At 69.9% G+C, this 26,515-nt stretch carries 23 protein-coding genes and 2 pseudogenes; 14 read left to right on the top strand and 11 right to left on the bottom strand.

The genetic code is table 11. The annotated features are described in order from the left end of the window. Positions 1 to 20: 20 nt before the first annotated feature. On the bottom strand, positions 21 to 1,583 hold the full coding sequence (locus tag SROS_RS27385) for a glycoside hydrolase family 3 protein (RefSeq protein WP_012892168.1): 1,563 nt from the start codon (positions 1,581 to 1,583) through the stop codon (positions 21 to 23). A gap of 245 nt (positions 1,584 to 1,828) precedes the next feature. On the opposite strand from SROS_RS27385, the gene SROS_RS27380 reads away from it, so the two are divergent. Together SROS_RS27380 and SROS_RS46255 are read left to right on the top strand one after the other, a co-directional pair. Further along, positions 1,829 to 3,391, top strand: coding sequence for a glycoside hydrolase family 10-like protein (locus SROS_RS27380; RefSeq protein WP_012892167.1), 1,563 nt, complete (start codon positions 1,829 to 1,831; stop codon positions 3,389 to 3,391). Positions 3,392 to 3,808: 417 nt separating this feature from the next. Then, positions 3,809 to 4,531, top strand: a pseudogene (locus SROS_RS46255) (TIGR04222 domain-containing membrane protein); the annotation flags it as partial. A gap of 637 nt (positions 4,532 to 5,168) precedes the next feature. Here SROS_RS46255 and SROS_RS27370 read toward each other — a convergent pair. Beyond that, the gene (locus tag SROS_RS27370) at positions 5,169 to 5,561 is read right to left on the bottom strand and encodes a hypothetical protein (protein WP_012892165.1); all 393 of its coding nucleotides are present in this window, start codon (positions 5,559 to 5,561) and stop codon (positions 5,169 to 5,171) included. Positions 5,562 to 5,836: 275 nt separating this feature from the next. Between SROS_RS27370 and SROS_RS27365 the strand changes: the two genes are divergently transcribed. Together SROS_RS27365 and SROS_RS27360 are read left to right on the top strand one after the other, a co-directional pair. Next, on the top strand, positions 5,837 to 6,049 hold the full coding sequence (locus SROS_RS27365) for a hypothetical protein (RefSeq protein ID WP_148269221.1): 213 nt from the start codon (positions 5,837 to 5,839) through the stop codon (positions 6,047 to 6,049). A 520-nt stretch (positions 6,050 to 6,569) separates the two neighbouring features. After that, on the top strand, positions 6,570 to 7,319 hold the full coding sequence (locus SROS_RS27360; protein WP_012892163.1) for a hypothetical protein: 750 nt from the start codon (positions 6,570 to 6,572) through the stop codon (positions 7,317 to 7,319). Here the strand turns inward: SROS_RS27360 and SROS_RS48770 are convergent. Further along, positions 7,250 to 8,067, bottom strand: a protein-coding gene (locus SROS_RS48770; protein WP_086012372.1) for an IS5 family transposase whose coding sequence is annotated in 2 segments (ribosomal slippage) — positions 7,250 to 7,725 and positions 7,725 to 8,067 — 819 coding nt in all. Because the reading frame shifts where the segments join, the coding sequence is not laid out codon by codon here. The two genes, SROS_RS27360 and SROS_RS48770, sit on opposite strands and share 70 nt — an antisense overlap. A gap of 540 nt (positions 8,068 to 8,607) precedes the next feature. Next, positions 8,608 to 8,841 (bottom strand): hypothetical protein, encoded by a 234-nt coding sequence (locus SROS_RS27350; protein WP_043653060.1) that lies wholly within the window; start codon positions 8,839 to 8,841, stop codon positions 8,608 to 8,610. Between the two features lie 351 nt (positions 8,842 to 9,192). Between SROS_RS27350 and SROS_RS27345 the strand changes: the two genes are divergently transcribed. The 6 genes from SROS_RS27345 to SROS_RS27320 all read left to right on the top strand — a co-directional run bounded on the left by SROS_RS27345 (position 9,193) and on the right by SROS_RS27320 (position 15,211). Further along, entirely contained in the window at positions 9,193 to 9,756 is a 564-nt protein-coding gene (locus tag SROS_RS27345) for a hypothetical protein (protein WP_012892161.1), read from the top strand. Between the two features lie 221 nt (positions 9,757 to 9,977). After that, positions 9,978 to 10,562 (top strand): hypothetical protein, encoded by a 585-nt coding sequence (locus SROS_RS27340; RefSeq protein ID WP_012892160.1) that lies wholly within the window; start codon positions 9,978 to 9,980, stop codon positions 10,560 to 10,562. A gap of 469 nt (positions 10,563 to 11,031) precedes the next feature. Then, entirely contained in the window at positions 11,032 to 12,246 is a 1,215-nt protein-coding gene (locus SROS_RS27335; protein WP_043653056.1) for a WD40 repeat domain-containing protein, read from the top strand. A 298-nt stretch (positions 12,247 to 12,544) separates the two neighbouring features. Then, a complete protein-coding gene (locus tag SROS_RS27330; RefSeq protein WP_012892157.1) occupies positions 12,545 to 13,666 on the top strand; it encodes a tyrosine-type recombinase/integrase in 1,122 nt (373 codons plus the stop codon). Continuing rightward, positions 13,666 to 14,013: a hypothetical protein gene (locus SROS_RS46250; RefSeq protein ID WP_012892156.1), complete on the top strand. Its 348-nt coding sequence runs from the start codon at positions 13,666 to 13,668 to the stop codon at positions 14,011 to 14,013. The genes SROS_RS27330 and SROS_RS46250 overlap by 1 nt, the downstream gene beginning before the upstream one ends. A 253-nt stretch (positions 14,014 to 14,266) precedes the next feature. After that, on the top strand, positions 14,267 to 15,211 hold the full coding sequence (locus SROS_RS27320) for a bile acid:sodium symporter (RefSeq protein ID WP_012892155.1): 945 nt from the start codon (positions 14,267 to 14,269) through the stop codon (positions 15,209 to 15,211). Positions 15,212 to 15,288: 77 nt separating this feature from the next. Here SROS_RS27320 and SROS_RS27315 read toward each other — a convergent pair whose 3' ends face one another. Continuing rightward, entirely contained in the window at positions 15,289 to 15,771 is a 483-nt protein-coding gene (locus SROS_RS27315) for a Pycsar system effector family protein (protein WP_043653053.1), read from the bottom strand. An 852-nt stretch (positions 15,772 to 16,623) separates the two neighbouring features. Here SROS_RS27315 and SROS_RS50000 point away from each other — a divergent pair. After that, positions 16,624 to 16,833: a hypothetical protein gene (locus tag SROS_RS50000; protein ID WP_148269220.1), complete on the top strand. Its 210-nt coding sequence runs from the start codon at positions 16,624 to 16,626 to the stop codon at positions 16,831 to 16,833. 191 nt (positions 16,834 to 17,024) lie between these two features. Here SROS_RS50000 and SROS_RS27310 read toward each other — a convergent pair whose 3' ends face one another. Next, positions 17,025 to 17,750 (bottom strand): alpha/beta fold hydrolase, encoded by a 726-nt coding sequence (locus tag SROS_RS27310; protein WP_012892153.1) that lies wholly within the window; start codon positions 17,748 to 17,750, stop codon positions 17,025 to 17,027. A gap of 162 nt (positions 17,751 to 17,912) precedes the next feature. Here SROS_RS27310 and SROS_RS27305 point away from each other — a divergent pair, with 162 nt between their 5' ends. Together SROS_RS27305 and SROS_RS53990 are read left to right on the top strand one after the other, a co-directional pair. Further along, positions 17,913 to 18,734 (top strand): helix-turn-helix domain-containing protein, encoded by an 822-nt coding sequence (locus tag SROS_RS27305; RefSeq protein WP_012892152.1) that lies wholly within the window; start codon positions 17,913 to 17,915, stop codon positions 18,732 to 18,734. A 586-nt stretch (positions 18,735 to 19,320) separates the two neighbouring features. Beyond that, positions 19,321 to 19,842 (top strand): calcium-binding protein, encoded by a 522-nt coding sequence (locus SROS_RS53990; protein WP_281047963.1) that lies wholly within the window; start codon positions 19,321 to 19,323, stop codon positions 19,840 to 19,842. A gap of 1,031 nt (positions 19,843 to 20,873) precedes the next feature. Here SROS_RS53990 and SROS_RS27295 read toward each other — a convergent pair. From SROS_RS27295 to SROS_RS27280, 4 genes and pseudogenes are all read right to left on the bottom strand, one after another. Beyond that, a complete protein-coding gene (locus SROS_RS27295) occupies positions 20,874 to 21,290 on the bottom strand; it encodes a hypothetical protein (RefSeq protein ID WP_012892149.1) in 417 nt (138 codons plus the stop codon). 601 nt (positions 21,291 to 21,891) lie between these two features. Next, a pseudogene (locus tag SROS_RS27290) lies at positions 21,892 to 23,193 on the bottom strand (M50 family metallopeptidase). 668 nt (positions 23,194 to 23,861) lie between these two features. Then, positions 23,862 to 24,350, bottom strand: a complete 489-nt coding sequence (locus tag SROS_RS27285; RefSeq protein WP_012892148.1) for an SRPBCC family protein — start codon at positions 24,348 to 24,350, stop codon at positions 23,862 to 23,864. Then, entirely contained in the window at positions 24,347 to 24,775 is a 429-nt protein-coding gene (locus SROS_RS27280; protein ID WP_012892147.1) for a nuclear transport factor 2 family protein, read from the bottom strand. The genes SROS_RS27285 and SROS_RS27280 overlap by 4 nt, the downstream gene beginning before the upstream one ends. A gap of 73 nt (positions 24,776 to 24,848) precedes the next feature. On the opposite strand from SROS_RS27280, the gene SROS_RS27275 reads away from it, so the two are divergent. Further along, the gene (locus tag SROS_RS27275) at positions 24,849 to 25,361 is read left to right on the top strand and encodes a MarR family winged helix-turn-helix transcriptional regulator (protein WP_012892146.1); all 513 of its coding nucleotides are present in this window, start codon (positions 24,849 to 24,851) and stop codon (positions 25,359 to 25,361) included. Between the two features lie 214 nt (positions 25,362 to 25,575). Here the strand turns inward: SROS_RS27275 and SROS_RS27270 are convergent, their stop codons facing one another. Further along, a complete protein-coding gene (locus tag SROS_RS27270; RefSeq protein WP_012892145.1) occupies positions 25,576 to 26,502 on the bottom strand; it encodes an N-acetylglucosamine kinase in 927 nt (308 codons plus the stop codon). Positions 26,503 to 26,515: the final 13 nt, after the last annotated feature.

Here is a 26,515-nt window from a genome sequence, read left to right as displayed (position 1 = left end):
CTCTTCTGTCGGGATCAAGCCTATTGGCCGCCGGTCAGCCACAGGGCGGCGGCGCGGGCCGAAACCCGGGAAATACCGTGTGTGGCGATGTGCACCGCCCCGGTGGGTTCGCCGGGCAGCCCGGTCTCGATCACGATCGCGTCGGGGCGCAGCCCGACGGCGCGGGCCAGCAGGTCCCGGACCCACGCGTGGCGGGGGGCGTCGTGCGCCACCAGGACAAGCGGGCGCCGGTGGTCGGAGAGGTCGGGGAGGTCGGCGGTCTCGGCGGCGACGGTGTGCCCGGTGGTGCCCGGCAGCAGCTCGGTCATGGCGCCGACGAGGCCGGTGGGGGTGGAGGGGTCGATCGCCAGGTTCAGGCGCGGGGCGATGTCGACGACCAGCGGGGGGCGGGAGAGGACGGGCGGAGGCGCGGTCCGATCGCCCGCGACGGTCACGCGCATGGCCGCGCGGGCGGCCTGCAGGCCGAGCTCCTCGCCTCCCCCTCGCGGATCCCGTCCTCCCCGCCCCTCCGGGGCCTCCGGGGCCTCCGCGTCCGGCGCCTCCCGCGTCCGCTCCGTGTCCCGTGCCCGCGCGGCGGCGTTCTCGGCGTACCAGCCGGCCAGGGCCAGCACGCGTCCCGCCGCCTCGGCCAGCCGCTCCTCGGGCAGCCTGCCGTCGTGTACGGCCCGCACGATCGCGTCCCGCAGCGCGTAGACGCTCTCCCCGCCGGGCGAGGACACGCCGACGCAGATCGCGTCCACCCCCGCGGCCAGCGCGCGGACCGCTATCTCGCCCGGGGGGTGCAGGGCGGCGACGGCTCCCATCTCGATCGCGTCGGTGACCAGCATGCCGCCGAAGCCCATCTCCTCGCGGAGCAGGCCGGTCAGGATCCGCCTGCTCAGCGTGGCGGGGTTGCCGGGATCAAGTGCGGGCACCAGCAGGTGGCCGCACATCACGGCCTGGACCCCGGCCTTGACGGCCGCGCGGAACGGAGGCAGGTCGCGCTCCTGGAGGAGCTCGAGGTCGGCGTGGACGGTCGGCAGCGCGTGGTGGGAGTCGGTGACGGTGTCGCCGTGACCGGGGAAGTGCTTGGCGCAGGCGGCCACCCCGGCGCCCTGCAACCCCGTGATCCAGGCGGTGGTCTGCCGGGACACCAGCTCGGGGTCGGGGCCGAAGGAACGGATGCCGATCACCGGGTTGGCCGGGTTGGCGTTGACGTCCACCACGGGGGCGTAGTCGAGGGTGATGTCGGCCGAGGCGAGGAGGCGGCCGATCTCGCGGGCGACCCGCTCGGTGCGCTCGGCGTCGTCGGCCACGCCGAGCGCCCGGTTGCCCGGCCAGGAGCTGCCGGTCCTGGCCTCCAGCCGGGTGACCGCTCCGCCTTCCTCGTCCACCGCGACCACCACGGCCGGGTTCTCCCGGCGCAGGCCGGCGACGAGCTCGGCCGTCTGCGCCGGGCCGGCGAGATTCCGGGCGAACAGCACGGCGCCGCCGAGCCCTTCGGAGAGCGCCCGGCGCAGCCAGTCGGGCGGTGCGGTGCCGTCGAAGCCGGGCTGGAGCACGGTCATGGCCAGCCGGGCCAGGGTGGGGCTGTGGTGGGGCATGGGGCACCTTCTCGCCGGGGACGTCTCGGGGCAGGTTACACATCAATGACACTTTCTTTCATCATCATTGCTTTGAAAGTAACTTTCTGCCATTCTCGCCGTCGAGACCCCCGTGACCCTCCTGACCGGCTCCGTGTCCGTTCGACGGCATCTGGCCCGCGGCCTTGTGGCCCCCGCGGCCCCGCGGCCGGAGCGGCCGGAGCGGCCGGGAGCGGCCGGGACGCAACACCCCCCTTGGAGTCCGCATGAGCTCACCCACCCGACGCACCGTCCTGCGCGGCCTCGCCCTCGCCGCCGCGGCGACCGCCGTACCCCTGCCCGCCTTCGCCTCCGCCTCCACCTCGGCCTCGGCCTTCGCCGAGTACGTCCCGCCGTTGCGCCAGATGCGCGGCATGTGGATCGCCTCCGTCGTCAACATCAACTGGCCGTCCAAGCCCGGGCTGACCGCCGACCAGCAGAAGGCCGAGTATCTCGCCTGGCTGGACCTGGCGCAGGTCCGCAAGCTGAACGCGGTGTTCGTGCAGATCCGGCCGACCGCCGACGCCTTCTGGCCCTCGCCGTTCGAGCCCTGGTCGCAGTATCTGACCGGCACCCAGGGCCAGGATCCCGGCTACGACCCGCTGGCGTTCGTGGTCGAGGAGACGCACAAGCGCGGCCTGGCCTTCCACGCCTGGTTCAACCCCTACCGCGTGTCGATGCAGCCCGACCCGTCCAAGCTCCACCCGGACCACCCGGGCACCAAGCACCCCGACTGGATCGTCCCCTACGGCGGCAAGCTCTACTACAACCCGGGCATGCCCGAGGTCCGCGCGTTCGTGCAGGACGCCATGATGGACGCGGTGACCAAGTACGACATCGACGGCCTGCACTTCGACGACTACTTCTACCCGGTCAACACCACCGCCTTCGACGACAGTGCGGCCTTCGCCAAGTACGGCCAGGGCTTCCCCGACCTCGCGGCCTGGCGGCGCAACAACGTCGACCTGCTGGTGCAGGAGATGCAGCAGCGGGTACGGCAGGCCAAGCCGGAGATCGCCTGGGGCATCAGCCCCTCCGGCATCTGGCGCAACAAGACCACCGACCCCCTGGGTTCGGATACGGGCGGCAGCCAGTCCTACGACAACCTGCACGCCGACACCCGGGGCTGGGTCAAGAAGGGCTGGCTGGACTACATCGCGCCGCAGCTCTACTGGTACATCGGCCAGTCGAACGCCGACTACGCCAAGCTGGTCCCCTGGTGGTCCGACGTGGCGGCGGGCACCCCCACGCAGCTCTGGATCGGCCAGGCGGCCTACAAGGCGGGGGCGGCCGGGCAGCCCGCCCAGTGGTTCCAGCCGGACGAGCTCACCAGGCACCTGACCCTCAACCGGGACCACCCGCAGGTCGGCGGTGACATCTGGTACAACTCCGGCGACGTGCGCGACGACCGGCTCGGCTCGGTCACCACCGTCGTGACCGACCACTACACGCGCCCCGCCCTCGGCCCGCTGCTGCCCAGGCTCGCCGGCGGCGCGGCTCCGCGCCGCCCGGTGCTCGTCTGGGCGCGCCGGGTGGACGGGGGTGCCGAGCTGCGCATCCTCGCCACGGGCCGGGACACCCCGTTCCAGTACGCCATCTTCCGGCTCGATCGGCACGCCCGGCCCGAGGACTTCGCCGACGCCCGCAACCTGGTCGCGGTCGTCCCCGCCGACCGTCACGTGCGCTGGGTGGACCCGGCGGGCACCAGGGGTGCCTACTACTACGTGACGGCCGTCGACCGGGCCAACCGGCAGAGCCCGCCGAGCCAGGGACGCCGCGTGCAGTGGTGACCCGCGCGCGCCGCCCGCGGGCGGCGTGAGCGCGCAGTCGTGAGATGCGGAAGATCCGGAGCGCGTGACCCGGCCGGACGCGGACGCGCCGCCGTACGCGACAGGTCCGGGTCTCCGGGAGCGGCCGGTCCCCGGGACCGGCCGCCACCGCGTGCGGCGGCCGCGCCCTCGGCGGCTCACGGCGACGGCTCCGGCGTCCGATCCTCCATGCCGGCGCCTCGGAGATCGCCGCATGCGACCGCCGTACCGGCCGCCCGGTTCAGTTCGCGGACGGCTCCTGGAGGCCCTCCACCCGGGTCCGTGCCACCAGCCGCGAAGTAGCTGTGTGTAATCGCGTGTCAGTGTCGGTAAACCCTGGCGGTCTCAAGGGGTCAACGCATCACCACACAATGACCTTGATCATTAGTGGAGGTGCGTGTGCGGGACTACGGGTTATCACCCGATCGCCAAGACGAGGTCTGGCAGCGATGGCGCAGCGGAGAGTCGCTGAGCTCCATCGCCCGAGGCGTCGATACTCCGCTGCAGCATGTACGCCGCTTCTTCGCCCAGACCGGCGGTGTCCGGCCGGTTCCCGCACGACGCTCGCTCCGGCACCTGGCCGTCGCCGAGCGGGAGGAGGTCTCCCGTGGCCTGGCCGGCGGGCCACCTCGGGTGGTCAACGCCGCGCTGGCGGAACTCGTGGTCCGGGGGACGGTTCGCACCTCCGCCGATTGCTGGGTGCGGGCCGCTCCGGACGCGGGTGCCGCAGCGGGACCGATCGAGGAGACCCTGGTCGAGGCGCTCAAGGCGGCGCCTGACGGCCTGATGGCCTTCGAACTGCACCGGCTCGCCCAGGACGACGTTGATCGGCTCGCCGCCCGTCGGCCTCGCCGTCCGCTGACCGTCCTGGCCGCTGTCGCGACGGCTGGCTTGTCGGCCACGCTCGTCCTGCTGGGCACGAGTGTCGTACGTCCCACTCCGGTGACCTTCGCCACGGCCGCAGTGCTCGCGCTGTCCGCCGGCAGCTGCCTGCTCGCCCGCCGCGCCGCGAGGCCGGGATCTCCCCTGCTACGGAAGGCACGGCTCGCACAGCCGCCCGGCGACCGGACCTCGCCCAGACCGGCGGACACCGTCGGGCTGGGCGAGGCGCTCTACGGCCTCAGCGAGCTGCCCAACCGCAGAGCGAGGGAAGCGCTCGGTCATCGGCCGCCCCCTCCTATCCGTCCCAGCAGGAAACGGCGAGCACGCCGGGGGTTCTTGCTGAATGAGCCGGAACCCATCATTGTGAGAGGTGAGGGGACCGGGGGCTACAGCTCCTGCGGAGGTGACGGAGGCGGGGGCGGCTGTTGAGCCCGTCGGGGCGGATGGCAGGATTCCATCGGTGCCGACACACTCGGCCGGGTCACCGTAAACGCCGGTCGAAGCCCTTCGACCGGCGTGACCGGCCTGAAGAAAGAACCCGCCTCCACAAAACGGCCCAGGACTCCTGAAGCTACGGCCGGTACGACGAGGGGTGTTCGAAAGAACCGTGACACCGGCCGTAGCCCCTTTCCGGCCTAGTTGGTCTGCCCCTTAACGTGACTGGCCGTTCGGTTGCTGCTCAAGCCCCGGACAACAGCCGAGGTTAGAGATCCGGGCAACGAGAAGGACCGTCTCCGTTGGCCTGTGGATAATCGCACTGGCCCACACCACCCGCAGACCGCCGCCGCAAGCACGGAACACGACGCCCCTGCACAGCGCTGCCCGGCACCCTCACCCGAGAATCTTCAACCAGGATGACCCGCTTAACACCAGCCTCCTAGCACTCGCCGCCCCAGTACATGTTCCTGATCTCGCCGCCCACCGCCCCGTCGCGCAGGTCGAGCATGGAGCCGCCGTCGGGCCGGTAGTGCAGGCACTTCGAGTGCCACGTCGAAGAGCCCCAAAAGCGGTACTGGAAGCGCACGTGGTCGGCGCCCGGCTCGGGGTTTCCGTTGTTGACGATCACCCAGAACGTCTTCCCGTCCGGAACCAGCCCAGGGGTCTGATACTTCAAGTAGCTCGGGACCGGGTTGCCGCCGTAGAGGCAGACGTTGCCCGAGTTGCATCCGTTCCAGGCGCTGCCCGCAGCCGCCGGGGACGCGGCGACCAGGGACAAGGCAGCCGCTGAGGCGAGTGCCACCGCTCCGGCCCGGAGAAGCATTTTGATCATGTTGGTTGTTCCTTTCATGAGTGGCTCATCCACGCAGCGAAGCCTGAAGATTCCGCAGGTCAATGGGATGACGGCTCTCAGCATGGGCATCCGGGAGATTGTCTGGAACCCCGTTTCGCTACCGCAGACAAACCGACGACACGAAGCGCGCCGCCCTCTGTACTGGTGGTCGGAGCCAGTTCATCCCGCCGGGCCCAGGGTTGTCACCCACTTCCGGCCTGAGCAGGAACACGCAGGTCAACGGCCACCATCGATCAGCTTTTGACACTGTGATCTTGGCGACCGAGTATGCGATCATGATCAAGGGGACCTTGCGGATCGTCTTCACCGGTGAGGATCTGACCCGCGTGCGCATCGCCGGCCGGGCGGACATGATGTGGGAAATGGCGCTGAGCCTGCACATACTGCAGCGGCCGGGTGGCGCGAGCGCGTTGTCCGGTTGGCGGCGGCAGGCCAACAAGTACGCGGGAATGGTTATGACGCTTTGAACTGGCCACAGGAGCAGGCCGCCGAAGCCGGTCAACGCCGTTGCCGAAAGAATCCGGGCCAGGCTCAATACGATCACGTGTACCTGGTGGCGCAAGCCTTACCGACACCCCAGTTCCTGACGATCGTGGAGCAGGCGCCGGACGGACTGCGGGTCACGGGCGTCTGCCCGGCTGCTGAACACCGACGTGGATGACACGCACACCGAGCCTGCGCGCCGAGCTCAAACACACGCCCGCCGGAGGCGTCCTGATTGAAGCCGAACCCTGGCCTGTTCACGCTGCCCCGGCCCCGTCACGACACAGACAAGCCGCTGCGTCCAGAAGCCGCTGCCGACGTCGGACCGGACGGCGGAGGCCCAGTGGCCTGCGACCACGTATCCAAGCGGCCCGAGACGGTCCGTTGTGCCCGTGGCCGCTTGTGGCCACGGGCACGCTTTTGCCGGTAGTGGGGCACGGCCGGATATTCAAGGCCGCTGACGATCTTCACGGCGGATCTTCCTATGGAATGGGATGCGATCGCATGCCCGATGAAAGCACCAGCCAGGACCAAGCCAGAGCCGAGGCCGACGCCCTCGCCGCTTGGCAGGCCATTCCGTACTCCGTCTCCCACGAGGAGGCGCAGCGGATCTCCCGGGAGTATCTGGACAAGGCCCGCAAGGAATTCGAGGAGCAGATCAGCCAGCTTCCCCAAGCCGACCAAGACGCGGTTCGCCAGATCGAGATGCAGCTGAACGCCGACGATGGGCGGGTGTACGTCAACACGAGATGGTGGGGCTTTGAGATCGTCCTCGATGCCGTAGCCGCCCGAGCCGCCGAGAGGATCTCGGCGAGGGTAGGGAGGGTCGCCAAGGCCTTCCTTCCCATGCCGATCGGCCGGTTGGTCGAGCTCTCCTTCAGGATCCGCGCTCTTATCATCCGGAACGTCGGCAGGGACCACGGTTGTCGGCTGGTGTCGCCCTGGTTCGCCCCGGGGATGCTCCTCCCCATCTCTCTGGCCCCCAGGCAGGACACCTCGCTGTGGTGGACGGTCATGAACGCCTCCCACAGCTGGAGCGAGAACGAGAGGTTCCCCGGCCACCTGTCCAGGTCCAATCCGGCGCTGGCGGAGTTCCGCGGCCGGCTGTACGCCGTGCACCGCGGTGACCGGGACGAAAGCCTCTGGTGGACCGTCTACGACCCCGGGGATAATAAGACCGTGTCCTACATGGTGAGTTTGAGATGTCGCTTATGGCAGGTCATGGCTGCAGCGAGGGTGAGAAAGGCCAGATAGGCGTAGGGGTGACGCTCGTAACGGGGTGACAGGCGCCGGTAGCCGAACAGCCAGGAGATAGTCCGTTCGATCACCCAGCGATGGCGGCCCAGTCGCTGGCTGGACTCGACGCCCTTGCGGGCGATACGCACCCCGATGCGCTTGCCGCGCAGCCATCGCAGCAGCCCAGGATGGTCATAGGCCTTGTCGGCGTGGAGCTTGCCGATCTTGCGATACCGGCCCTGCACAGGGCTGTGTCTCAATTGGAGGGCGAGCACCGTCGGCTTCAACCAGCGGCTGTCGTGGACGTTGGCCGCGGACAGGCCGACGACCAGAGGCAGTCCGGCCGCGTCCGACAGGAGGTGCAGCTTGGAACCGGGCCTACCCCGGTCCACGGGCGAAGGACCTGTGTGTTCGCCCCCTTTTTGGCGCGCACATGCGCCGAGTCGAGCACCACGCGCGACACATCCAGCAGGCCATCGCCGGCCAACCGGTCCAGGACGGCCTGGTGCGACCGCTCCCACACCCCGGCACACGACCAGATCAAAAACCGGCGATGCACAGTGGACTTCGAGGCTCCGAAACACGGCGGCAGCGCCCGCCAGGAGCATCCGCTGACCAGCACGTAGACGATCGCGGCGAACACCGCCTCATCAGCGACACCGACGATCCCGCCGCCCTGCGGGCGCACCCGGGACGCCGGCAGCAACGGCCGCGCGATCTCCCACAACCCCGCCGGGACGATCCAGTCCCATTGCCCGCCGTCCATGGTGAGTTCAACGACTCACCCACCATGTAGGACACGCTGTAAGGCATCGTCACTTCGCGACGGTACGTCCATATCCGAACACGCTCCGTTGGTACAGAGTGGAGTCGTCCTTCTCGCCCCGGACCGCCCCGTCCGGGGCGCTTTCATGCCCCCTCGCCCGGTCGGCGCGGACCTTCCACAGTCGCCCCTCAGGTCGGAACTGGGGGCTCGGCAGTAATCGCCGAAAATCCAACGAACCTATCTTTGACCTGCTCTGATGTGAGGACGCTGCAGGTCTGGCGTGCTGGTCAGTGGATGCGGCGCGCCGGGCCGAGGACGCCGCCGACCTCGTCCGGACGCCTCACGTCGATGCTGGTCGGCGAGATCCGTTGGATTCTCGGCGATTACTACCGGGACCCCCAATGGGCCGGCGATCCGGCTGCCGGGGCTTGCCGGTCAGCGTAGAGGGCGTTTCCAGCGGCACAGGCCTTGTCCAAGAATCGTTCGTTGTCATCCTGCAGTGGTAGAGCCGCTCACCATGACGGGGCGTGGCAGGCGGCTCTAGTCGCGATGACGGATAGAGCGCACTGGGTGCGCCGGGTTGCTCCTCGGCGCGGCGCCCACACGGGCGGCCCGGCTGCCGCTGAGGTGTTCCACCACGATGAAGGTCACCGTGGTGGAACACGCCACCGACACCGAACACGTGTCGGCCTGGGAGGGCAGCGCCGTTATCGCCGTGGCCATCACCAGGCTGAACACGCCTGTCAGCGTGATACCGAGACGGCTTTTCGACACTGCCGCATCCCCCCGGTCCCCGGCCCCTGTCAGGGGCTGATCAGGTGATCACATCCTGCTCGACGATCGGCCTGCGGAAACGGCCCAACGGCGATCTGCGGACTTTTGGTGACCTTATGAAGAGTGTCCGGGGAACGGCCGGGCGGACCATTGCGCTCTCACAGCGCCGGACGGTGCGGGCGTTCACCTCGCCGGGACAGGACGCCTCGGCGCCTTTGCGGTGAATTTACGCCTCCGGGAAACACAAGAGCGGAGCCGGGACCAGGGGGAATGGCTAGGCTGCCACCGGCTTTCCCGCCGCCCATGGCCTCGTCCCTGCTCGCGCACCACGTTTGTGAGGAGCCTCACATCATGAGCCCGCACCGCGCCGCCCGGCTGCGGCGTCCTGTGCCCGCAGCGGCGACGGCGCTCGCCCTGGTGCTCGGGCTCGGTGCTCCCGCAGCCCCGGTCACCGCCTCGACGGGAGCGCCGGCGGTCATCGCCTGGCGCGCCGCCTCGCTGGAGATCACCGTGCCCAACACGGTGAACATCGGCAGCGGTGTGGCGGGCAGCACGCTCAGCGACACGCTGGGCACGGTGACCGTGGTCGACGCCCGGCCCGGGGTGCCTCCCTGGACGGCGACCGTCTCCTCCACCGACTTCACCACCAGCGGATCACCGGTGCAGACCATCACCAAGGCCAACGTCGCCTACTGGTCCGGCCCGGCCATCGTCTCCACCGGCGGCGGCACCCGGACCGCCGGACAGCCCACCGAGGCCCAGAAAGTCGTCCTGACCGTGCCGAGGACCGCCTTCAGCGCCCGTAAGGGAGCGCTCACCACCACCACGAGCTGGGTGCCGACGCTCGTGGTGACCCTCCCTTCCACCGCGGCCGCCGGTTTCTACACCGGCACCATCACCCACTCCGTCGCGTAGCGGCTGTCGGGACGAGGACGCGCGGCGGGTCCGCCAGGCCGCGGTGCGCCCGGCCCGACCGCTCCCCGCAGACCGACCGGACAATTGCCAGCAGTCGCCATGAGATCACCAAAAGACGCCAGATGCCCGTGCCGGACAGTTGCCGGCATCCGATCGCCGACCACGATGGGATCACGCAGGACCGGCCCAGGCGGGGCGGGCGTCCGATGAAGGAGACAGCAGTGTCGAAGAGCCGTCCGGGCATCTGTCTGACGGGCGCCGCCGCCCTGGTGGCGGCCATGGTGGTGGTGGCCCTGCCCGCGCAGGCCGGCACCTGCCCCGCCTCGACCACCTGTCCCACCACGGTGACCTTCACGGTGACCGCCCCGGGCGGGCTGACGATCACCGTCCCCGACGGCCCGGTCAACCTCGGCAGCGGCGCGCCGGGCACCCAGATCGGCGGCCAACTCGGCCCGGTCACGGTCTCCGACCAGCGCGCCGCGCTCACCGCGACGTGGACGGCGACGGTGATCGCGGCGACGGGGGGCTTCACCACCGGCGGCGGCACCGCCGCCGAGACCATCCCCACCAGCGCCGCCCTCTACTGGTCCGGTCCCGCGACCGCCACCACCGGCACCGGCACCTTCGTCCCCGGCCAGGCCAACGCGGCGGCCGCGCAGACGCTGGGCGTGTCACGGACCGCCTCCAGCAAGACGACCGGCTCCGGCAACAACTCCGCCACGTGGAATCCGACCGTCCTGATCAACGTTCCCGACCAGGCGGTGGCCGGCGTCTACACCGGCACGGTGAACCACTCCGTTGCCTGACCCCCTGCCGCGCCGACCGGGCGCGGCAGCGGTGGGGCCGGCCAGGAGAGGGGATTCCCAGCCGAGATGCGCGCGGCCCGCGACTGCCTGGTCACCGCGATCGGCAACGTCGACATCCTGCTCGACATGCTCACCGGCATGACGGCCCTGCTCGGCGAGGACTGATCCGGCTGCGGTGATCCACCTGCGGGAATGCACATTCTCGTGGGTGATCCGCCCCTCGGCGAGCCCGCACCGGGACCTCGCTCGGGACCTCGCCCGTGGCCTCGACCGGGTGCGCCACATCGACGCTGGTCAGCGATATCCGTTGGATTTTCGGCGATTACTACCGGGACCCTCTACCGGATGGTGCAGGGCTTCATCGAACCGCTGCTGGACAGCATCTGGTTCCGTGCGTTCTGGGAGAATATGCCCGGACAGGTCCGCGCACAGGAGGAGGACTCACCCGGTGATCGAACAGTGGCAGGCTATGGCTGGCGATGGTCGCGAGTTCGAGGCGTGGGACGTGATCACCCGCCACGTCGAAGACCTGCCAGAGGACGAAGTCCGGGCACTGATCGAGAACCTGGTCGGCTGGCCAGGCCGGCGCCCAATGCCGCACCGCTGGTGGGAGCGGCGCTCCCGGGGCGAGTGGGCGCCGTACTTTCTCCTGGCCGACCACCGCGTCCTGTACGGGGACTTCGACACGCGCGCCATGGATGAGAACAAGCCGTACGATCCCGACGCGCACGAGGCGTTCTACGGCACCTCGGCCGTGGACGACGAGGGTTTCTTCAGCGAATTCAACGCGATCGGGACCAGCCCGGACCTGCGCTGGACGGTGCTCGTCTCTGCGGCCGAGGGCAACACCTCCAGCGGCGGGCTGGAGGTGTTCGACGCCGAGACGGGAACGTGGGAGACCGGCGACGTCCAGGCGGACGACCACTACATCGGCCAGGGCGAGGACGTGGCAGTCAGCCCGGACGGCTCGCTCGTTGCGGCCGCGGGCAGGTTCGATCAGCAGGTGATCGCCTGGCGCGTCCCGGGACCGGAACGGCTGTGGGCCGCGGGCTCGTGGCGAACGGGCACCGAGAAGGCGGGGTACTCCCACATCGGCTTCAGCGGGGACGGGAAGCTGATCGTGGCCGTGAGCTCCGCCTCTCCATACGACGAAACCGCGGAACGGCATGTCGTGGTGGCCGACGCCGAAACCGGCGACGTCACATTCACGACGGCCGCAGTCGTCACGGGACGTGCTGTGCTGGACCACTCCGGCACCCGGCTCGCCCTCATCGGCCCGGACGGTGACGTGCTGGTTTACCGGCTGCCCGACGGGGAGCTCGTGGCCCGGCACCGTACGGCCCTGCCCGGCACCGACGCGCTCGCGCTCTCACCGGAGGGTGACACGGTCGCCGTCGGAGGCGACGGCGGCATGGAACTCCTCGGACGATCCACCGGGCGCGTGCTGGCCGAGGGAACATGCCAGGCCATGACCTGGTCGCCGGACGGGCCGCGCGCCCTGTTCACCTCGGAAGAGGCCGCCACGGTGATCGATGGCCAGGGGCGCGTGCTGTGGACACGCCGTATGGAGGATCCGAGCCTCCTCCTGGCCGCCTTCACGCCTGGCGGCCACACGCTGCTCACGGTCGAGACGTACCCCGCCGAGATCACCGCCTGGTTCCTGGACCGCGAAGTTCGAGGGTGAACTCACCGGGTGACGGCCCGGCGCTCGGGCCGGTGCCATGAAGTGCAAAGTAGCTCTGTGTAATCGCTGGGCAGGGGTTCCGGTAGTAATCGCTGCAAAAGCAACGGAAATGCTGGTCAGAGCCTCGGCGGACGGTCTTCCAGGGCCAACCTTGGAAGGGCTTCTGACCTGCATGTCCGTTGGAAATTTCGCCGAAACTACCGGGAACCGGGCCTGGGTCGGTCGGGGACGGTCCGGGCGGCGGTTTCGATCTCACACAATGCGGATTATGTGAGATCGGCGTGAGATCATTACCGGCGTGACCGAGCTCTTCCTCCCCACCGCCGTCCTCCGCCCCGTCGACACCGTCCCGGCACCCGCCGGCCCCTCTGGGACGGCCGTCGCCATCCCCGCGCCGATGGTGGCCACGGTGGGCGACATCGCCGGCCTACGGCCACGGCGCCGCAAAGGCGACGGCGGCGAGGTGCCGGGCACGGACGTCGACGCCGTGGATGCGCTCCCGCACGCGGAATGGTCGGCGGTGGCCGCCTGGCTGAAGGCGGGCAAGGCCGTCACCACCCGGCGGGCCCGCCTGGCCGACGTCGCCGCGTTCGTCCGCTGGCTCCAGACTGAGGCCCCGGGCGTGGAACTGCTGGCCGTGACCGAGGATCATCTGACGCACTACCGCGACACCATCGCCACCGGCACCGCGCGCGCCGGCCTGGCCCGGCCGGGCACGCCGCTGGCGGCCTCCACCGTCGCCCGCCGCCTGTCGAGCCTGTCCAGCCTGTACGGCTACGCGCTGCGCCGCCGCATCGTCGCGGTCAACCCCGCCGACCCAGTCGAGCGGCCCGAGGTCTCCACCGTCGGCACCACCCCGGCCCGCACCGTGGAGGAGGCCACCGCCCTGGTCGACGGCGCCGAGACCATCGCCGCCGCCTACCCGGCCGACGCCGCGGCCGTGGCGCTGCTGAGCGTGTGCGCGGTGCGCGTCGGCGAGTTGGTCGCCCTCACCGTGGGCAGCGTGGCCGCCGACGCCGGGCACACGGTGATCCTGTTTCGCCGCAGGGGCGGCAAGGTCGACCGGCTGCCGGTGCCGCCCCGGGTGCGCGCCCTGCTGGAACCGCTGCTGGCCGACCGCTCCCCGGGCGAGCCGCTGTTCGTCCGAAAGGACGGCCGGCCGTTCGACCGCTGGCGGATGACCACCGCGCTGCGCCGGGCCGCGACCGCCGCCGGCGTCGACCCCACCAAGCTCACCCCGCACACCGCGCGGGCCACCGCCGCCACCGCCGCACTGGACGCCGGGGTGCCGCTGGCCGATGTCCAGGAGCTCCTTGGCCATGCCTCGCCGGTCACCACCCAGCGCTATGATCGCGGCCGCCGCAAACTTGACTCCCACGCCGCCTACCGGATGGCGCTCATCCTCGGCGGGGGTGCCTGATGGCCGAGTCCGGCTCGGCACCGAGCCTGCACCAGGCGCTGGCCACGATCGCCGCCGCGGCGCGGGCCGCCTACTCGGGCGGCTCCAACCTACGGGTGCGCTCCTCGGGCATCGTGCACGAAGTCGCGATGACCAAGTGGTTCGCCGACGAGCGGATGCCCGGCCCGGCCTGCATGGTCGGCGTCAGCGGCTGGGACCCCGGCGCCGCCCACCCCGACCGGGGCACGGTCACCTGCCGCCGCTGCCTCAAACTCACCCACACCGAACCCGCCGGCGAGCAACTGGAGCTGTTCGCACCCGACCCGGACGGCTTCCTCCTCCCGAACGTGTCCTCAGCCGCCAACTAGCGACGCGGTCCTGTTCTCGGAAGTGCCGAGCTGGGGTTTCGCCTCTCAGTCGTGCGTGTTCTCGGAAGTCGTGGCCGTCTCCGCTTCCGAGAACACGATCTTCTCGGAAGTCCGATGACCTGCGCGGACCGGCACACTTTGGAGCCGGGGCCGCGTTCGGGAGGAGAACGCCCTTACCGGCAGGCCGTCTTGGTCGCCGTGCCCGCGCGGGTCAGCCGCGTCGGCGGGCCTTCCAGGCCGCGGTACGACAGACATGGGTGTCATAGACGGCGCGCCGTCGTCCGGCGCCGGGCACGAACCGGATCCCGCACACCGGGCAGCGCCGCCCGAGCCGATCCTGCAGACCAGCAGCGGCGACGAGACCAACCACGACGACCTTCTTCCAGAAGACGCGACTGCGGTGGGCAGCCGCACGGCAGGCCCGGACCGCAATAGCGCGCGTTGGCCAGCCCTGCGCGCCGTCCTGGCCAACCTCCCGCTGCTGCTGTTGGCGCTGCTGGCCAACCTAGTCCTCATCCCCCTGCTCGGCTGGGGCCTCGCTACGCTGTTCGCCCTGCCTGCCGCGGGTTTCGTCGCCCTGGTCATGGTCGCTTCCTCACCCGGCGGGCCGTTCGGGGCCAAGCTGAGCATGGTACAGAAGGGAGACGTGGTCGCGGGCACCGCGATGCAGGTGCTGCTGGCCGCCGTGGCCAGCCTCACCTTCGGCCCCACCAGTACCGCCATCCTCACCATGGCCAAGGTCGGCCAGGGCATCTCCCTGGATGTCGCCGCGCTGGTGCGGACCGTGGCCATCCTGCAGCTCGTGCCGTTCGCCGTCGGCCTGGTGATGCGCCACCACGCACCGTCCACGGCACTGTCGTGGCATCCGGCCGCCGGCGTGGTATCGAACGTGACGTTCATGATGGTGCTGGCGGGCATGCTGCTTGGCTCACGCACCCTGCTCGCGGGGTTTCTCCTGTCCGTCGTCGCATTCGCCGTCGGCACCCTGCTGGCCACCGGACCGCCCACGCGCCGTACCACCATGGGAGGTATCGCGGCGGTGCGCAACGTGGGACCTCCGCTGGCCGCCGTCGGGATCGCCTTCGGCGACGAGCAGGCCGTCCTGGGAGCACTCGCCGCGGTGCTGGTCAGCGGCCTGGCGGCGGCCCTGCCGATCGCCGCGGTGCTCGGCCACCGGCGGCAAGGCGACACCGCCTGAGAGGCGCGGCGCCGCCGAGGTGTCAGACGGCAGCGCACAAGACGGGCCGTTCAAGGGATCGCCGGGCACCTGTGGTGTCAGAGCAGGCGCTCCAGAAAAACCATGATCGACATGGTCGTGATGCCGGCGATGATCAGGTCGACCGCCCGTCGCAGATTACGGTGTTTACTCCGCGCAACCCGGGAGATCTGCAAAGCGTCGGTGGCCAGGAACAGCTCATAGTCCCTCGTCTCGGCGTTCATCCGCTCGATCAGCGCTTCGGGCGTGGGCTCATCGGCGTAGGACAGGATGCGCATTCCGCCGCGTTGGGGAGGCAGCGGGCGGATGGTGACCAGGATCAACAGGACCGCCGCGGACAGCAGGATCAGCGCCAGGATGACGCCGAAGCGCCCGACTCCCGGAAAGCGGGCCGGGCCGGTGAGGATGAGGGTGACCATCACGCCGTAGGCGACGCCCGCCCACGACAGCAGAAGGCCGGCTCTCTTCTCGCTGGCGCTGATCAGCTCGGCGCGGGCTGCGGCGGTGGCGGCATCAAGCCGGTCCCGCAGGAACGGGGACATGGCGGCGTGGGGCGTGCTGCTGCCGTTTCCGGAGCGGCCATCGGGTGCGGCTGGGTCGTGGTTCATGGTGGGCGGGTCCTTTCCGCCAGGACCGGGGCCGACGGCATCGGCCGGCGATCAGTGGATATGCGAGGCAACCGATGCCTCAGACGTGGGCGGCGTGAGTTCTACTAGCTTCGACTGTAGGAGGGTGACCAGGTCAGGATCGAAAAGGGCCGTTCATGCTGGTTTTCGTGGACGACGACTCCGAACGGGCGTTCTCCTCCCGAACGCGGCCCCGGCTCCAAAGTGTGCCGGTCCGCGCAGGTCATCGGACTTCCGAGAAGATCGTGTTCTCGGAAGCGGAGACGGCCACAACTTCCGAGAACACGCACGACTGAGAGGCGAAACCCCAGCTCGGCACTTCCGAGAACAGGACCGCGTCGCTAGTTGGCGGCTGAGGACACGTTCGGGAGGAGGAAGCCTGGTCGAGCCGCCCGAAGGGAGGGACCGGTGCTGAGCCGATCCGGCGCGCGACCCGGGCGCCGAGGGGTTTCGGGAGTTTCGGGAGGGGTCCTACGCGCGGGCGCGCGAGGCGATCGGGGCCTGCATGATCATGCATGGGGACTGCACATCCGCCTCGAAAATCCCCAAAAACCGGACAAACCTCCGCCGGCCTGTTGACGCCCTGGACCTTCGCCGACACTTGCCCAGGTCAGAGCGTCGTTTGCCGGTTTCTACGCCGGACAGAATCAATGCACTGTCCGGTCAGCCCGCCAACCCCAAGGCTCATGATCGTTCTCAGCGCTAGCGGCTGTCCGCAGGTTCCTCAACCCCGATGACCACCGTGCACCCACCAGTGCGCCCGTCACCGTGCCTCTCGCCGCCTCCGGCAGCGCGGCGGGCGAATGCACGACGGCCGGTGGCGGGCCGCCGCTGCGCAGCAAGGTCACCGCCGCCCTGGCCGTGCTGGCCTGTGCGGCCTGCTGCGCCCTGCCGCTACTGATCGGCGCCGGGGTTGCTCAGCGGCGCCCGGCGCCGCGCTGGCCGAACAGATGCTGCTGGCCGTGGCCGGGCTGCTGATCGCTGCCGCCGCGGGCATGTGGTGCCTTCTCCCGAACCATCACGCTCGGCCGGTCGGACCGAGATCAGATCCACCGGAGATCGGACACTCCCGGGCCTCGCCGGACCGGCAGCGTAGCCGTCACTTCGGTGGCCCGCTACCGAGCCGCGGGGGCTGCCGGGAGCAGCCCCCGCGCGCTCAGGTGGGCGGGTCAGCGGAGCTTGAGCAGCAGTTCGGTGAGCTCGGCCGGCATGGTGATCATGCAGTCGTGGCCCGTCTCCAGTTCCCACACCTGTGCCAGGCTGCCGTTGGGCTGTATCGCTGGGACGGGCCGCCGCTTGATGCCCTCCGGTACGCCGGCGACGCAGTGAATGTGCGTCCGCGGAATCGTGCGCACGACCGGGTTGTCCAGCCGGACCGGTTGCCGGAAGCAGAGCACCGGCTGATCCGACAACATCGCCCGCAGCCACGCCATGTCCGCCGGGTCGGTGACGCCGAACAGGCCCAGGGGCGGCGGCAACTCGGGCATCGGAGGGATCCGCCAGCCGATCTCGGACTCCGCGGCGCGGTCGATGAGGGCCTGGGTCACGGGATGCACATCCACCGCGCTCTCGCCGTCCTCCGGGACCATCGCGTCGAGATAGACCAGATGGGCGATCCGATCCGGGATTCGGTTGGCGGCGGACGAGATGACCAGCCCGGCGTAGCTGTGGCCCACCAGGATCACGTCGGTGAGGTCCTCCTCGGTGATCAGCCTGACGATGTCGTCGACGTGCGTGTCCAGCCCTACCTCGGGGCCGAGCAGATGCGCCTTGTCGCCGAAGCCGGTCAGCGACGGCGCGACCACCCGATGCCCGGCCGATGCCAGCAACGGAACCACCCGCTCCCAGCATTGCCCGCTGTGCCAGGCCCCGTGTACCAGCAAATATGTTGACATGGTGTAGCTCCTTGCTCGCGGAAGGGAACCACCGGCCGATTTCGCCGGTGTTCGTCCCGGAAGTGAGGTTTCCGCTCACCCGCTGACGGAGCCAGAGCCCCCGCGCTCCTGGGGGTGACAGGACCAGGCACGCACGAAGGTGCGCGAATTACAGTTGGGGACATGAGCGACGAATTCAACCTTCTGGGCGATTACGTACGCGCCCGCCGGGAGCTCGTCACTCCTGAACAGGCCGGCATCCCCTCCGTGGGCGTACGGCGCGTGTCGGGCCTGCGCCGGGAGGAGGTCGCGATGCTCGCCGGCATCAGCGCCGACTACTACCTGCGCCTGGAGCAGGGCCGTGACCGCAACCCCTCCGCGCAGGTCCTCGAGTCCCTCGCCCGCGTGCTGCAGCTCGACGACAACGCAACGGCCTACCTGCTACGCCTCGGGGCGGGAAAACCCCGGCGGCGACGGCGGCGGCCCCGGAAGGAGACCGTCCCTCCGGGCGTCGCCAAGCTCATCGTCACGCTTCCGCTCCCCGCGTACATGGAGGGTCGCTACCTCGACGTCCTCGCCGCCAACTCGCTGGCGACCGCTCTGTCGCCGCGACTCGTGGCGGGGGGCAACCGCCTGCGGGACGTGTTCCTCGACCCCGCCGAGCAGGCCCTCTACCCGGACTGGGAGGATGCCGCGCAGGGCATGGTCGCCGGCTTCCGCGAGTCCGTCGGCACCGACACGGACGACCCCCGATTCATCGAACTCGTCGGAGAGCTCTCCCTCGCCAGCCCTCGCTTCAGCAGGCTCTGGGCCCGCCACGACGTGAACACGTGCGAAGGCACACCCAAGCACATCGACCACCCCCAGGTCGGTGGCCTGTGGCTGAACCGGGAGAGACTGGGCGTCAGCGGCGCGACAGGCCAGACGCTCGTCGTCCTCCACCCGGACCCCGGCACCGACAGTGCCGACAAGCTGGCGCTCCTCGCGTCCGTCATGCGGACATGACCCCGCCCATGCTCAGCCACTCGGCCGGGTGGTCCGGCCCGAGGAGATCGCCGAGGTGCTCTGCTTCCTCGCCTGGCCGCGCTCCAGGTTTCATCACGGGCGCCGTGGTCGCAGCGCACGGCAGGTTCACCGCGATCTAGGCGGCAGACCTGCCCGGTGCTGTGCCGGACACTGCCGGACCTGGACAAAAGCCGGTGGCCTGAAGCGGGTCCGGCGCAGAGGACTTCGGACGTCCGGTGCAGGCGACGTCGGAAACTGACAGGCGGAGGGCTGTGCTCGTCCCCGGCAGGGTGTTCAAGAAACGTGTCGGGAACCCGGGGCGTCCAAGAAGCCGCACGAGACCCTTTTCACCGCAGCTCAAGGGTCTGGCGACGGCGCCGAACCCGCTGCCGGCGTGGTCTCCGCGGTGTAGAGGACAGCAAGGCCGCTGGTCAACGAATTAGTACGCCTGGCCAGTGCGTCTTTGTGCGACGAGTCGCGGATGAGCCTCCCTCACAGTGTTCCCGAGGTCCGGACTGACACATCATCGAGGGGAACCAGAATGTTCAGCACCAACACGGGTCGTCGCATGCGCAAAAGCGCGGGTATGGCCCTGGGATTCATCACCGTCCTGTTCGCCGGCGCCGTGGCGCTGGCCGGGCCGGCGTCGGCGGCCACCGTCACCGCGCAGCTCGACAGCGGCAGGATCCTCGTCAACGGCAGCTCGGTGGACGACGGGATCGAGATCACGCTCAACCTGGCGGGCACCGTGGTGACCATCAGCAATACGCTCGGCTCGGTCGCGGCCGGTTCTGGCTGCACGCAGTCGGGGGGCGAGGCGAAGTGCCCGGCCGGCGGGATCGATCGCGTCGACGTGTTCGCGGGGGACGGCATCGACTCGATCCGCAACAACACGAACCTGCCGGGCACGCTCTCCGGCGACAACGGCATCGACACCGTCAACGGCGGCTCCGGCGCCGACATCCTGTTCGGCGGTTTCGGGGACGACACGCTCAACGGCAACGGGGGCAATGACCGTCTGATCGGCAGTATCGGCCACGACAGGCTCAACGGCGGCGCCGACACCGACCGCTGCGACGGCGAAGTCGAGACCAACTGCGAGCTGTAGGCGCCCACACGACCGCCCCGGCCGGACGGACCGGCGGGGGCGGTTTGCCGTTCGTCGCGGTCTCGCCTGCCCGGCCGGCCAAGGAAGAACCGGAGCCCCTTACTGCGAAACCTCGGGCCCAGGTGGGCGAAGGGCTACTTCATGGCCGGCGAGGGCAAGCCCGCCGATCCGATCGAGAAGGCCGACGCGCTGTGGGCGCAGGCGTACCGGGCTGAGAAGCTCGCGCAGGGGTCGCGGTGGTAATCGCCGCAGAAGCAACGGAAATGCTGGTGAAAGCCTCGGCGAACGGTCTTGCAGGGTCAACCTTGGAAGGGCTCCTGACCTGCATATCTGTTGGAAATTCGGCGGATACCACCGGGACCCCGTGAGGCCGCGCGCGCCCGCGCGCAGGACCCTCTCGAAACTCTCGAAACCCCCCGGCGGTCCTACGGGCCTCCGCTCCCGAACGTGTCCTCAGCCGTCAGGCACAGGAAAAACGAAGCCCCGTTCTACCTGTCGGAAAATACTGTCGTCAATCGAAACCCGAAATGGCCCGCCAAGCGGGGTGTTTCGTCCCTCTGTGTCCGTTTCTCGGGGCCAGATGAGCGCCCTGTCGGGAAACCGTCCTCGTCTGCTGACACTCCACCGGGAAACTGCGAGGTCGCAGGTGGTGAGCGTCGAAAACTCGTGCCGAGAACCAACGTCGGTGAACGGGTCGGTGAGCGGATTTCGACAGGCGTCGGCGCGCTGTCCTGACCTGGGGATACGCCTCTGCTTTGCGGCCTGTGACACCGACCCGAGCGGAGGGCCGTACAGATGGCCTCGGGCCTGTGGTGACGGAGCGTGGAGAGCTCCATCATCCCAGGCCAGAGGCCATCGTCATGTCACCGGACGGGGCGCGCACGCCAGCGGACAAGCAGCCAAACAATGATCAGCTAACTTCGAAAAGACCATGGCCGACTCCATGTCGACCGGACACCTCACCCGCCGACGCGCCGATCTCCCGGCGCACCACACCGGCGAACGTGGGCGTCGTGCGACTACCCGCTCACTCAGCCGCAGTGCACCCTGTTCAGATGCCGTACCCCGGTCGCGACCTGCCCCCGGACGTCGATGCACTTGCCTCGGGCCGAGACGTACACCGGACCCGCGTAGTGCGCGAACATCCCGTTGTCGGCGCCGGCCCAGGCCGTCGCTCCGCCGAGGCCGATCGCGGCCGCCTTGCGGCTCACCCGGCCGGCGTAGGAACCGTAGCCGTAGGTGAGGGCGCAGTTCTTGCCCGACCTGGAGTTGTAGTAGACCTCCAGGGTGCCCGTCCTGGCACCGCTGGCGGGGATGGCGTAGACGCCGACGCGGCTGTAGCCGCCGCCGCAGGGACCGGCCGCACTGGCCGGAGTGGCACCGGCCACCAGCCAGGTGGAGACCAGCGCCGCACTCGCCAGAGTTGCGATCTTGCTCCGAGTTCTCATGGGGTTCGTTCCTTCTGTCGATCACTGACGCCCCACGAGACCCGTGGGCCTCGTGGGGACGAAGGGTTCCATGATCTTATATGGGAGGATTTATGGCGTATTAGGTAAGCGCCGAAACGGCCTCGCCGGGTGCGGGCGGCCTGCTCGATCGTGCCTGGCTCGATGTCCGATGCCCATGAGATCACCCCTATGCGCGCGTGACGTCCTGGCGGAACTGGCGGGACTGGCGGGACCCACTTCCTTCCAGCCGCTCGAACGCGAGCCTCTCCAAGGGAGTTTGCGGGTTTCGCGAGGAACCCGCAGACCGTCGCCCCCGGGACCAGCAGGCCCCCATGCTGATCGCCCACGATACGAACGGCCTACCGGTCGAGGCCGCACGTGACCTACCGGCCGGAACGTTCAGCTGCCCGGCATGTGACGGGTCGATGTTGCGCAAGCGCGGACTCGGCGTCTGCCTGCCCCGGGGGTCGCTACATACCGGTGGGAGGCGGGACCCCGGGGCTCGATGTGGTGAAGGTGTGGAGGGTGGCTGGTGTTGGTCCGGGACGGTTGCACAGGGCCCGCAGCCGGTCCGGTGCTTCCACGGGTGTCACTCGGTCCGTCAGTTCGTCAGCGTGAGCGGGTTGACCAGGTCGGCGTAGACGAGCAGGCCCGCCATGATCATCATCAGCGCCGCCGCGTACGTCAGCGGCAGCATCTTGGCGATGTCGACGTACTTGGGCTGCGGCCGCCGCATGACCTTGGCGTAGGCCCGCTTGAGCCCCTCCCGGAGCCCGCCCGCGATGTGCCCGCCGTCGAGCGGCAGCAGCGGGATCAGGTTGAACATGCCGATCGCCAGGTTGAAGCCGGCCAGCAGGCTGACGAAGGTGGCGATCTTCTCCTCGTCGGACAGGTCGGAGGCCAGGATCTCGCCGCCCAAGCGGCCCGCGCCGACCATGCCCACCGGGCCCTCGGGGGCGCGCTTCTCGCCGGAGAAGGCCGCTTGCCAGACGCCGGCCATCTTCTCCGGCAGGTTGAGGATCGAGCCCGCCACCCTGGCCGTCAGCCCGCCCATGTAGCCGATCACCTGGCCGACGCTCTGCCGCTCCATCGCCTTGGTGGGTCGCACGCCGAGGAAACCGACGTTCTTGTCGATCTTCTCGGGGTCTTCGAGGTTGGGCCGGTCCTGGGCGATGAGCGTGACGTCGAACGTCATCGGCTTGCCGTCGCGCACGATGCCGAGCTTGACCGGGCCGGGGCCGTGGGAGCGGACCAGGCGGATGGCGTCGTCCCAGGAGCCGATCGTGGCGCCGTTGAAGGAGACCATGCGGTCGCCCGGCTTGAGGCCCGCCTGCGCGGCCGAGGTGAGCTGGTCGCCGGGCTCGCAGGCGGCGCGCTGCTCGGAGACGGGGATCACGCACCTGTCGGTGGCGGGCGAGACGGTCGGGGAATCGGCGGGCAGGCCGATGCCGACCAGCAGGATGGTGAAGAAGACGAACGCCGGCACGAAGTTCATCAACGGCCCGCCGGACATGATGATGACCTTCTGCCACCACTTCTAGCGGTAGAAGACGCGGTTCTCGTCGCCCGGACGCACCTCTTCCGGCGCGGCCTCGCGGGCGGACTCGATCAGCCCTTGGAAAGGTCCTGTCGCCGTACTCCTGACCTTGGCGGGATCCTCTCCGGGGCGCGGCGGCAGCATGCCGATCATGCGGATGTAGCCGCCGAACGGGATCCACTTGATGCCGTATTCGGTCTCGCCCTTGCGGCGGGACCAGGCCGTGGGGCCGAAGCCCACCATGTACTGGGTCACCTTGACGCCGAAGAGCTTGGCCGGCACCAGGTGGCCGAGCTCGTGCAGCGCGATGGAGACCATCAACCCGAGGAGGAAGAGGATGATTCCCACGACGTAGAGCCAGTTCATCTAGGTGCGCTCCCCGGCGGACGACAAGGACAGACGTGAAGGACGAGACGAAAGGTGCAACAGCCCCAATGTAGTCGGGGCTTGATCGACAACCGGCCGGCCAGTGGCGTTAGCGAGCCGACGCGGGCGGAGTTGCCGCCATCCACCGTTCCGTTGTCGATCAAGCCCCGAGGCCGCCGGTGCCCCCGGTGCTGGCCGAGTTTCTGGACTTTCTGGACACCCCTGCGCGCGGGCGCGCGAGACGGGCGGGCCCGCTGAAGGGCGGATTGCCCACGAGAATGTGCATTCCCATGGGTAGATCACCACAGCCGGATCAGTCCTTGTCGAGGAACACCGACAGGCCGTTGAGCATCTCCAGCAGGATGTCGACGTTGTCGATCGCGTCGACGAGGCGCTGGCGGGCCGCGCGTATCTCGGGGTGCCGTTAAGAAACGCGTCGTCAGCCCCAAACTGCGCCATCTCTTCACTTCAGGAAGGTGTTCCTGTGTAGAAGCATCGACCCGTAGGGCCCACCGCATCTCCTCGATATAAGCCGCCGGCATGCGTCTTCTCTCTGATCGGCGGCTGGCGACACGTTTCTTAACGGCACCCCTGAACGGGTCGGTGAGCGGATTTCGACAGGCATTGGCGCGCTGCCCTGACCTGGGGATACGTCCCTACCTTGCGGCCTATGACATCGACCTGAGCGGAGGGCCCTGGAGGGGGGTGCGGTCGCCGTCGGGCGTACCGCTGTCGAGGATCCGGGCGAGGCGGTCGAGGTCGTGTTCCTGCAGGCGCCGGTAGGAGGGGGTCAGCAGCCCGGTCAGCGGGCGCAGCGGGCCGCGCAGCCGGACGTGGAGGGTCGCGACGAGGGCGACCCGGCCTTCGGGCAGGGCCTGCAGGCGGCGCGCCCCGTGAACGGTCACCATGGCGCCGGCGCCCCGGTACTCGGCGTCGGTGGGGCCGGCGTGCTCGATGCGGGTGGGCGTGACGAAGTCCAGTCCCGCGAACCGCAGTTCCTCGACGATCCGCTGGCCGACCCGGGCCGGTCCCGGCGGCTCGACGGTCATCCGCCGGACCTGGGCGCGCCAGCGCGCGTCCTGTGACCAGTCGAGGAACAGCCGTGCCGCGTCGTCGAGGGAGGCCCGGACGACCCGCCTGCCGGTGATTGCGCTCATGGCCGGCCCTCCGCCGGCCGGCCACCCCAGAACTCGTCGACCTCGTACTGGTCGCGGCTGTGTAGCCAGGACTCGGCGATCAGGCCGTCCCGCAATGTCATGACGTGCGCCAGGTTGTTCTCCAGCGGGACGTCCGTGCCCGGGCGGGGGGCGGTGTAGGTGGCGAGGGCGACCGCCTGCTCGTCGTCGGCGAGAACGCGGTGGACGGCCAGCTTGAGCGTTCCCCCGGTGACGACCGAGGCGTTGACGACGAACGCGACGACCGCCTCGCGGCCCTCGTAGTCGCCGGTGTTGGAACTGCGGCCGGGGACGTGCAGCACCGAGTCCGGGGCGAGCGTGCGGCGGACCGCGTCCAGGTCGCCCCTGTCGAGCGCGGCGTAGAAGTCCCAGACGACCTGGGCGTTGCCGGTTACCGCAGTGGTCATGGGTGGACCTCCCGAGTATGTATTTCGACGTAGAAATACTTGCATGGATCTATTTTGATGTCAAAATAGTGTCATGACGGAAGAGGCCCAGGACCCGGTGCGGCGCATGGTCGAGCAGTGGATCGCCCGGCGTCCCGACATCGACCCCGCGCCCATGGCGCTGTTCGGCAGGCTCACCAGGGCCGAGAGGCGGGCCGGCGCCGCGATCGCCGAGGTACTGCGCCCGTACGGCCTCAACCGGGGGGAGTTCGACGTGCTCGCCACCCTCTACCGAGGTGGCGGGGACCTGTCACCCGGCGCGCTGGCGCTGGCGCTGCTGCTCTCCCCAGCGGCGGTCACCAACCGCATCGACCGGCTGGAGCGATCCGGCCACCTGCGGCGGGATCCCGACCCGGAGGACGGGCGGGGCGTCCGTATCCGGCTCACCGACAGTGGGCGCGACCTGCTGGAGCGGGCGCTGACCGACCATGTGGCCGGCCTGGCGAAACTGGCCGCTGGACTCACCGAGGCCGAGCGTGACCAACTGGAGGCGCTGTTGGCGAAGCTGTCGGCCGGCACGGGTGACCCGTACTCCGGCCTCCGCTAGCCCCGGTGTCCGGCCCGGTAGTGGCCGGGCGCCACCCTCTGGACGGGAGAAGGCGCACGACAGGGAGAACCCGGAGACATGGCCGGCGCTCCTGACGATGACGGACAGCGGGTCCCCGCGGATCCGGAGGTCGGCCAGAGGGAGTCAGGAGTCGTTCTCGACGGCACCCGGACGGGGCGGGCGCCGATCAGCGTGCGGGAGCGGTGTGTGCGGCTCAGCGCTCCTGGTCGATCAGCCGCCGGTGGGCGGCCAGCGGCGGGCGGGAGCTGACGCCGTGCAGGGCCAGGGCGGCGGCCCCGGCGGCGCTGTCGCGGGCGCTCACCACGCCGCGGTCCAGTCCGGCGCGGACCTTCGCCGCCAGCAAGGTGGGCTCGGTGAGCAGGGATCCCGCCAGCACCAGCGGCCCCGGCCCGGACCCCAGCGAGCGGACGGTACCGACGAGCCGCCGGGCGGCCTCGTCCAGGATCGCGATGGCCGCCGCGTCGCCCGCTCCCGCGACCGACTCCACCTCCGGCGCCAGCCGGGCCAGCCAGGCGGGCCCGTCCTCGGCCACCCCCTGGTGGACCATGCTCACGATCCGCTGGGCGGACGCGCCGCCGAGGATCCCGCCGCGCAGCGCGGTGGGCGCGGCCCGTCCGTCGAGCGAGGCCAGCGCGGCCTGTACGGCCCGCCGCCCGATCCACGTCCCCGACCCCTCGTCGCCGAGCATCCAGCCGTATCCGTCTGCCCGGCGGACGACCCGCCGGTCGCCGATCCGGGCGGCCACCGCGCCGGTGCCCGCGATCAGGACCGCCCCCGAGGGCTCCTCGGTCGCTCCGGCGAAGGCCGCGAGCATGTCGGGCACCACCGTGGGCCGCCCGGCCAGACCGACCGACCGCCACGCCTCGGTGGCGAGGGCCTCGGCCTGCTCGGGCGCCGATCCCGCGCCCGCCAGCCCGAACACGCCGCCTGTCACCCGCTCGGGGGCGAGGCTCCCCAGTGCCGCCTGGAGCGCCGCGCGCAGGCTGGCGCCGGGGTCGGCCGCCGAGAGGGTGTTCGCGCCCTTCCCGTATCCCCGCCCCGCCACCTCGCCGGACTCCGTCGCCACCACGCACCGGGTGCTCGTCCCGCCTCCGTCAACGCCGATGACCAGTGTCGTCACACGCACTCCATAT

Source organism: Streptosporangium roseum DSM 43021, from assembly GCF_000024865.1.
Classification (GTDB): Bacteria; Actinomycetota; Actinomycetes; order Streptosporangiales; family Streptosporangiaceae; genus Streptosporangium; species Streptosporangium roseum.
The sequence above is the reverse complement of the archived record's forward strand: the minus strand, read 5'-3'. Positions and strand labels throughout refer to the sequence as shown.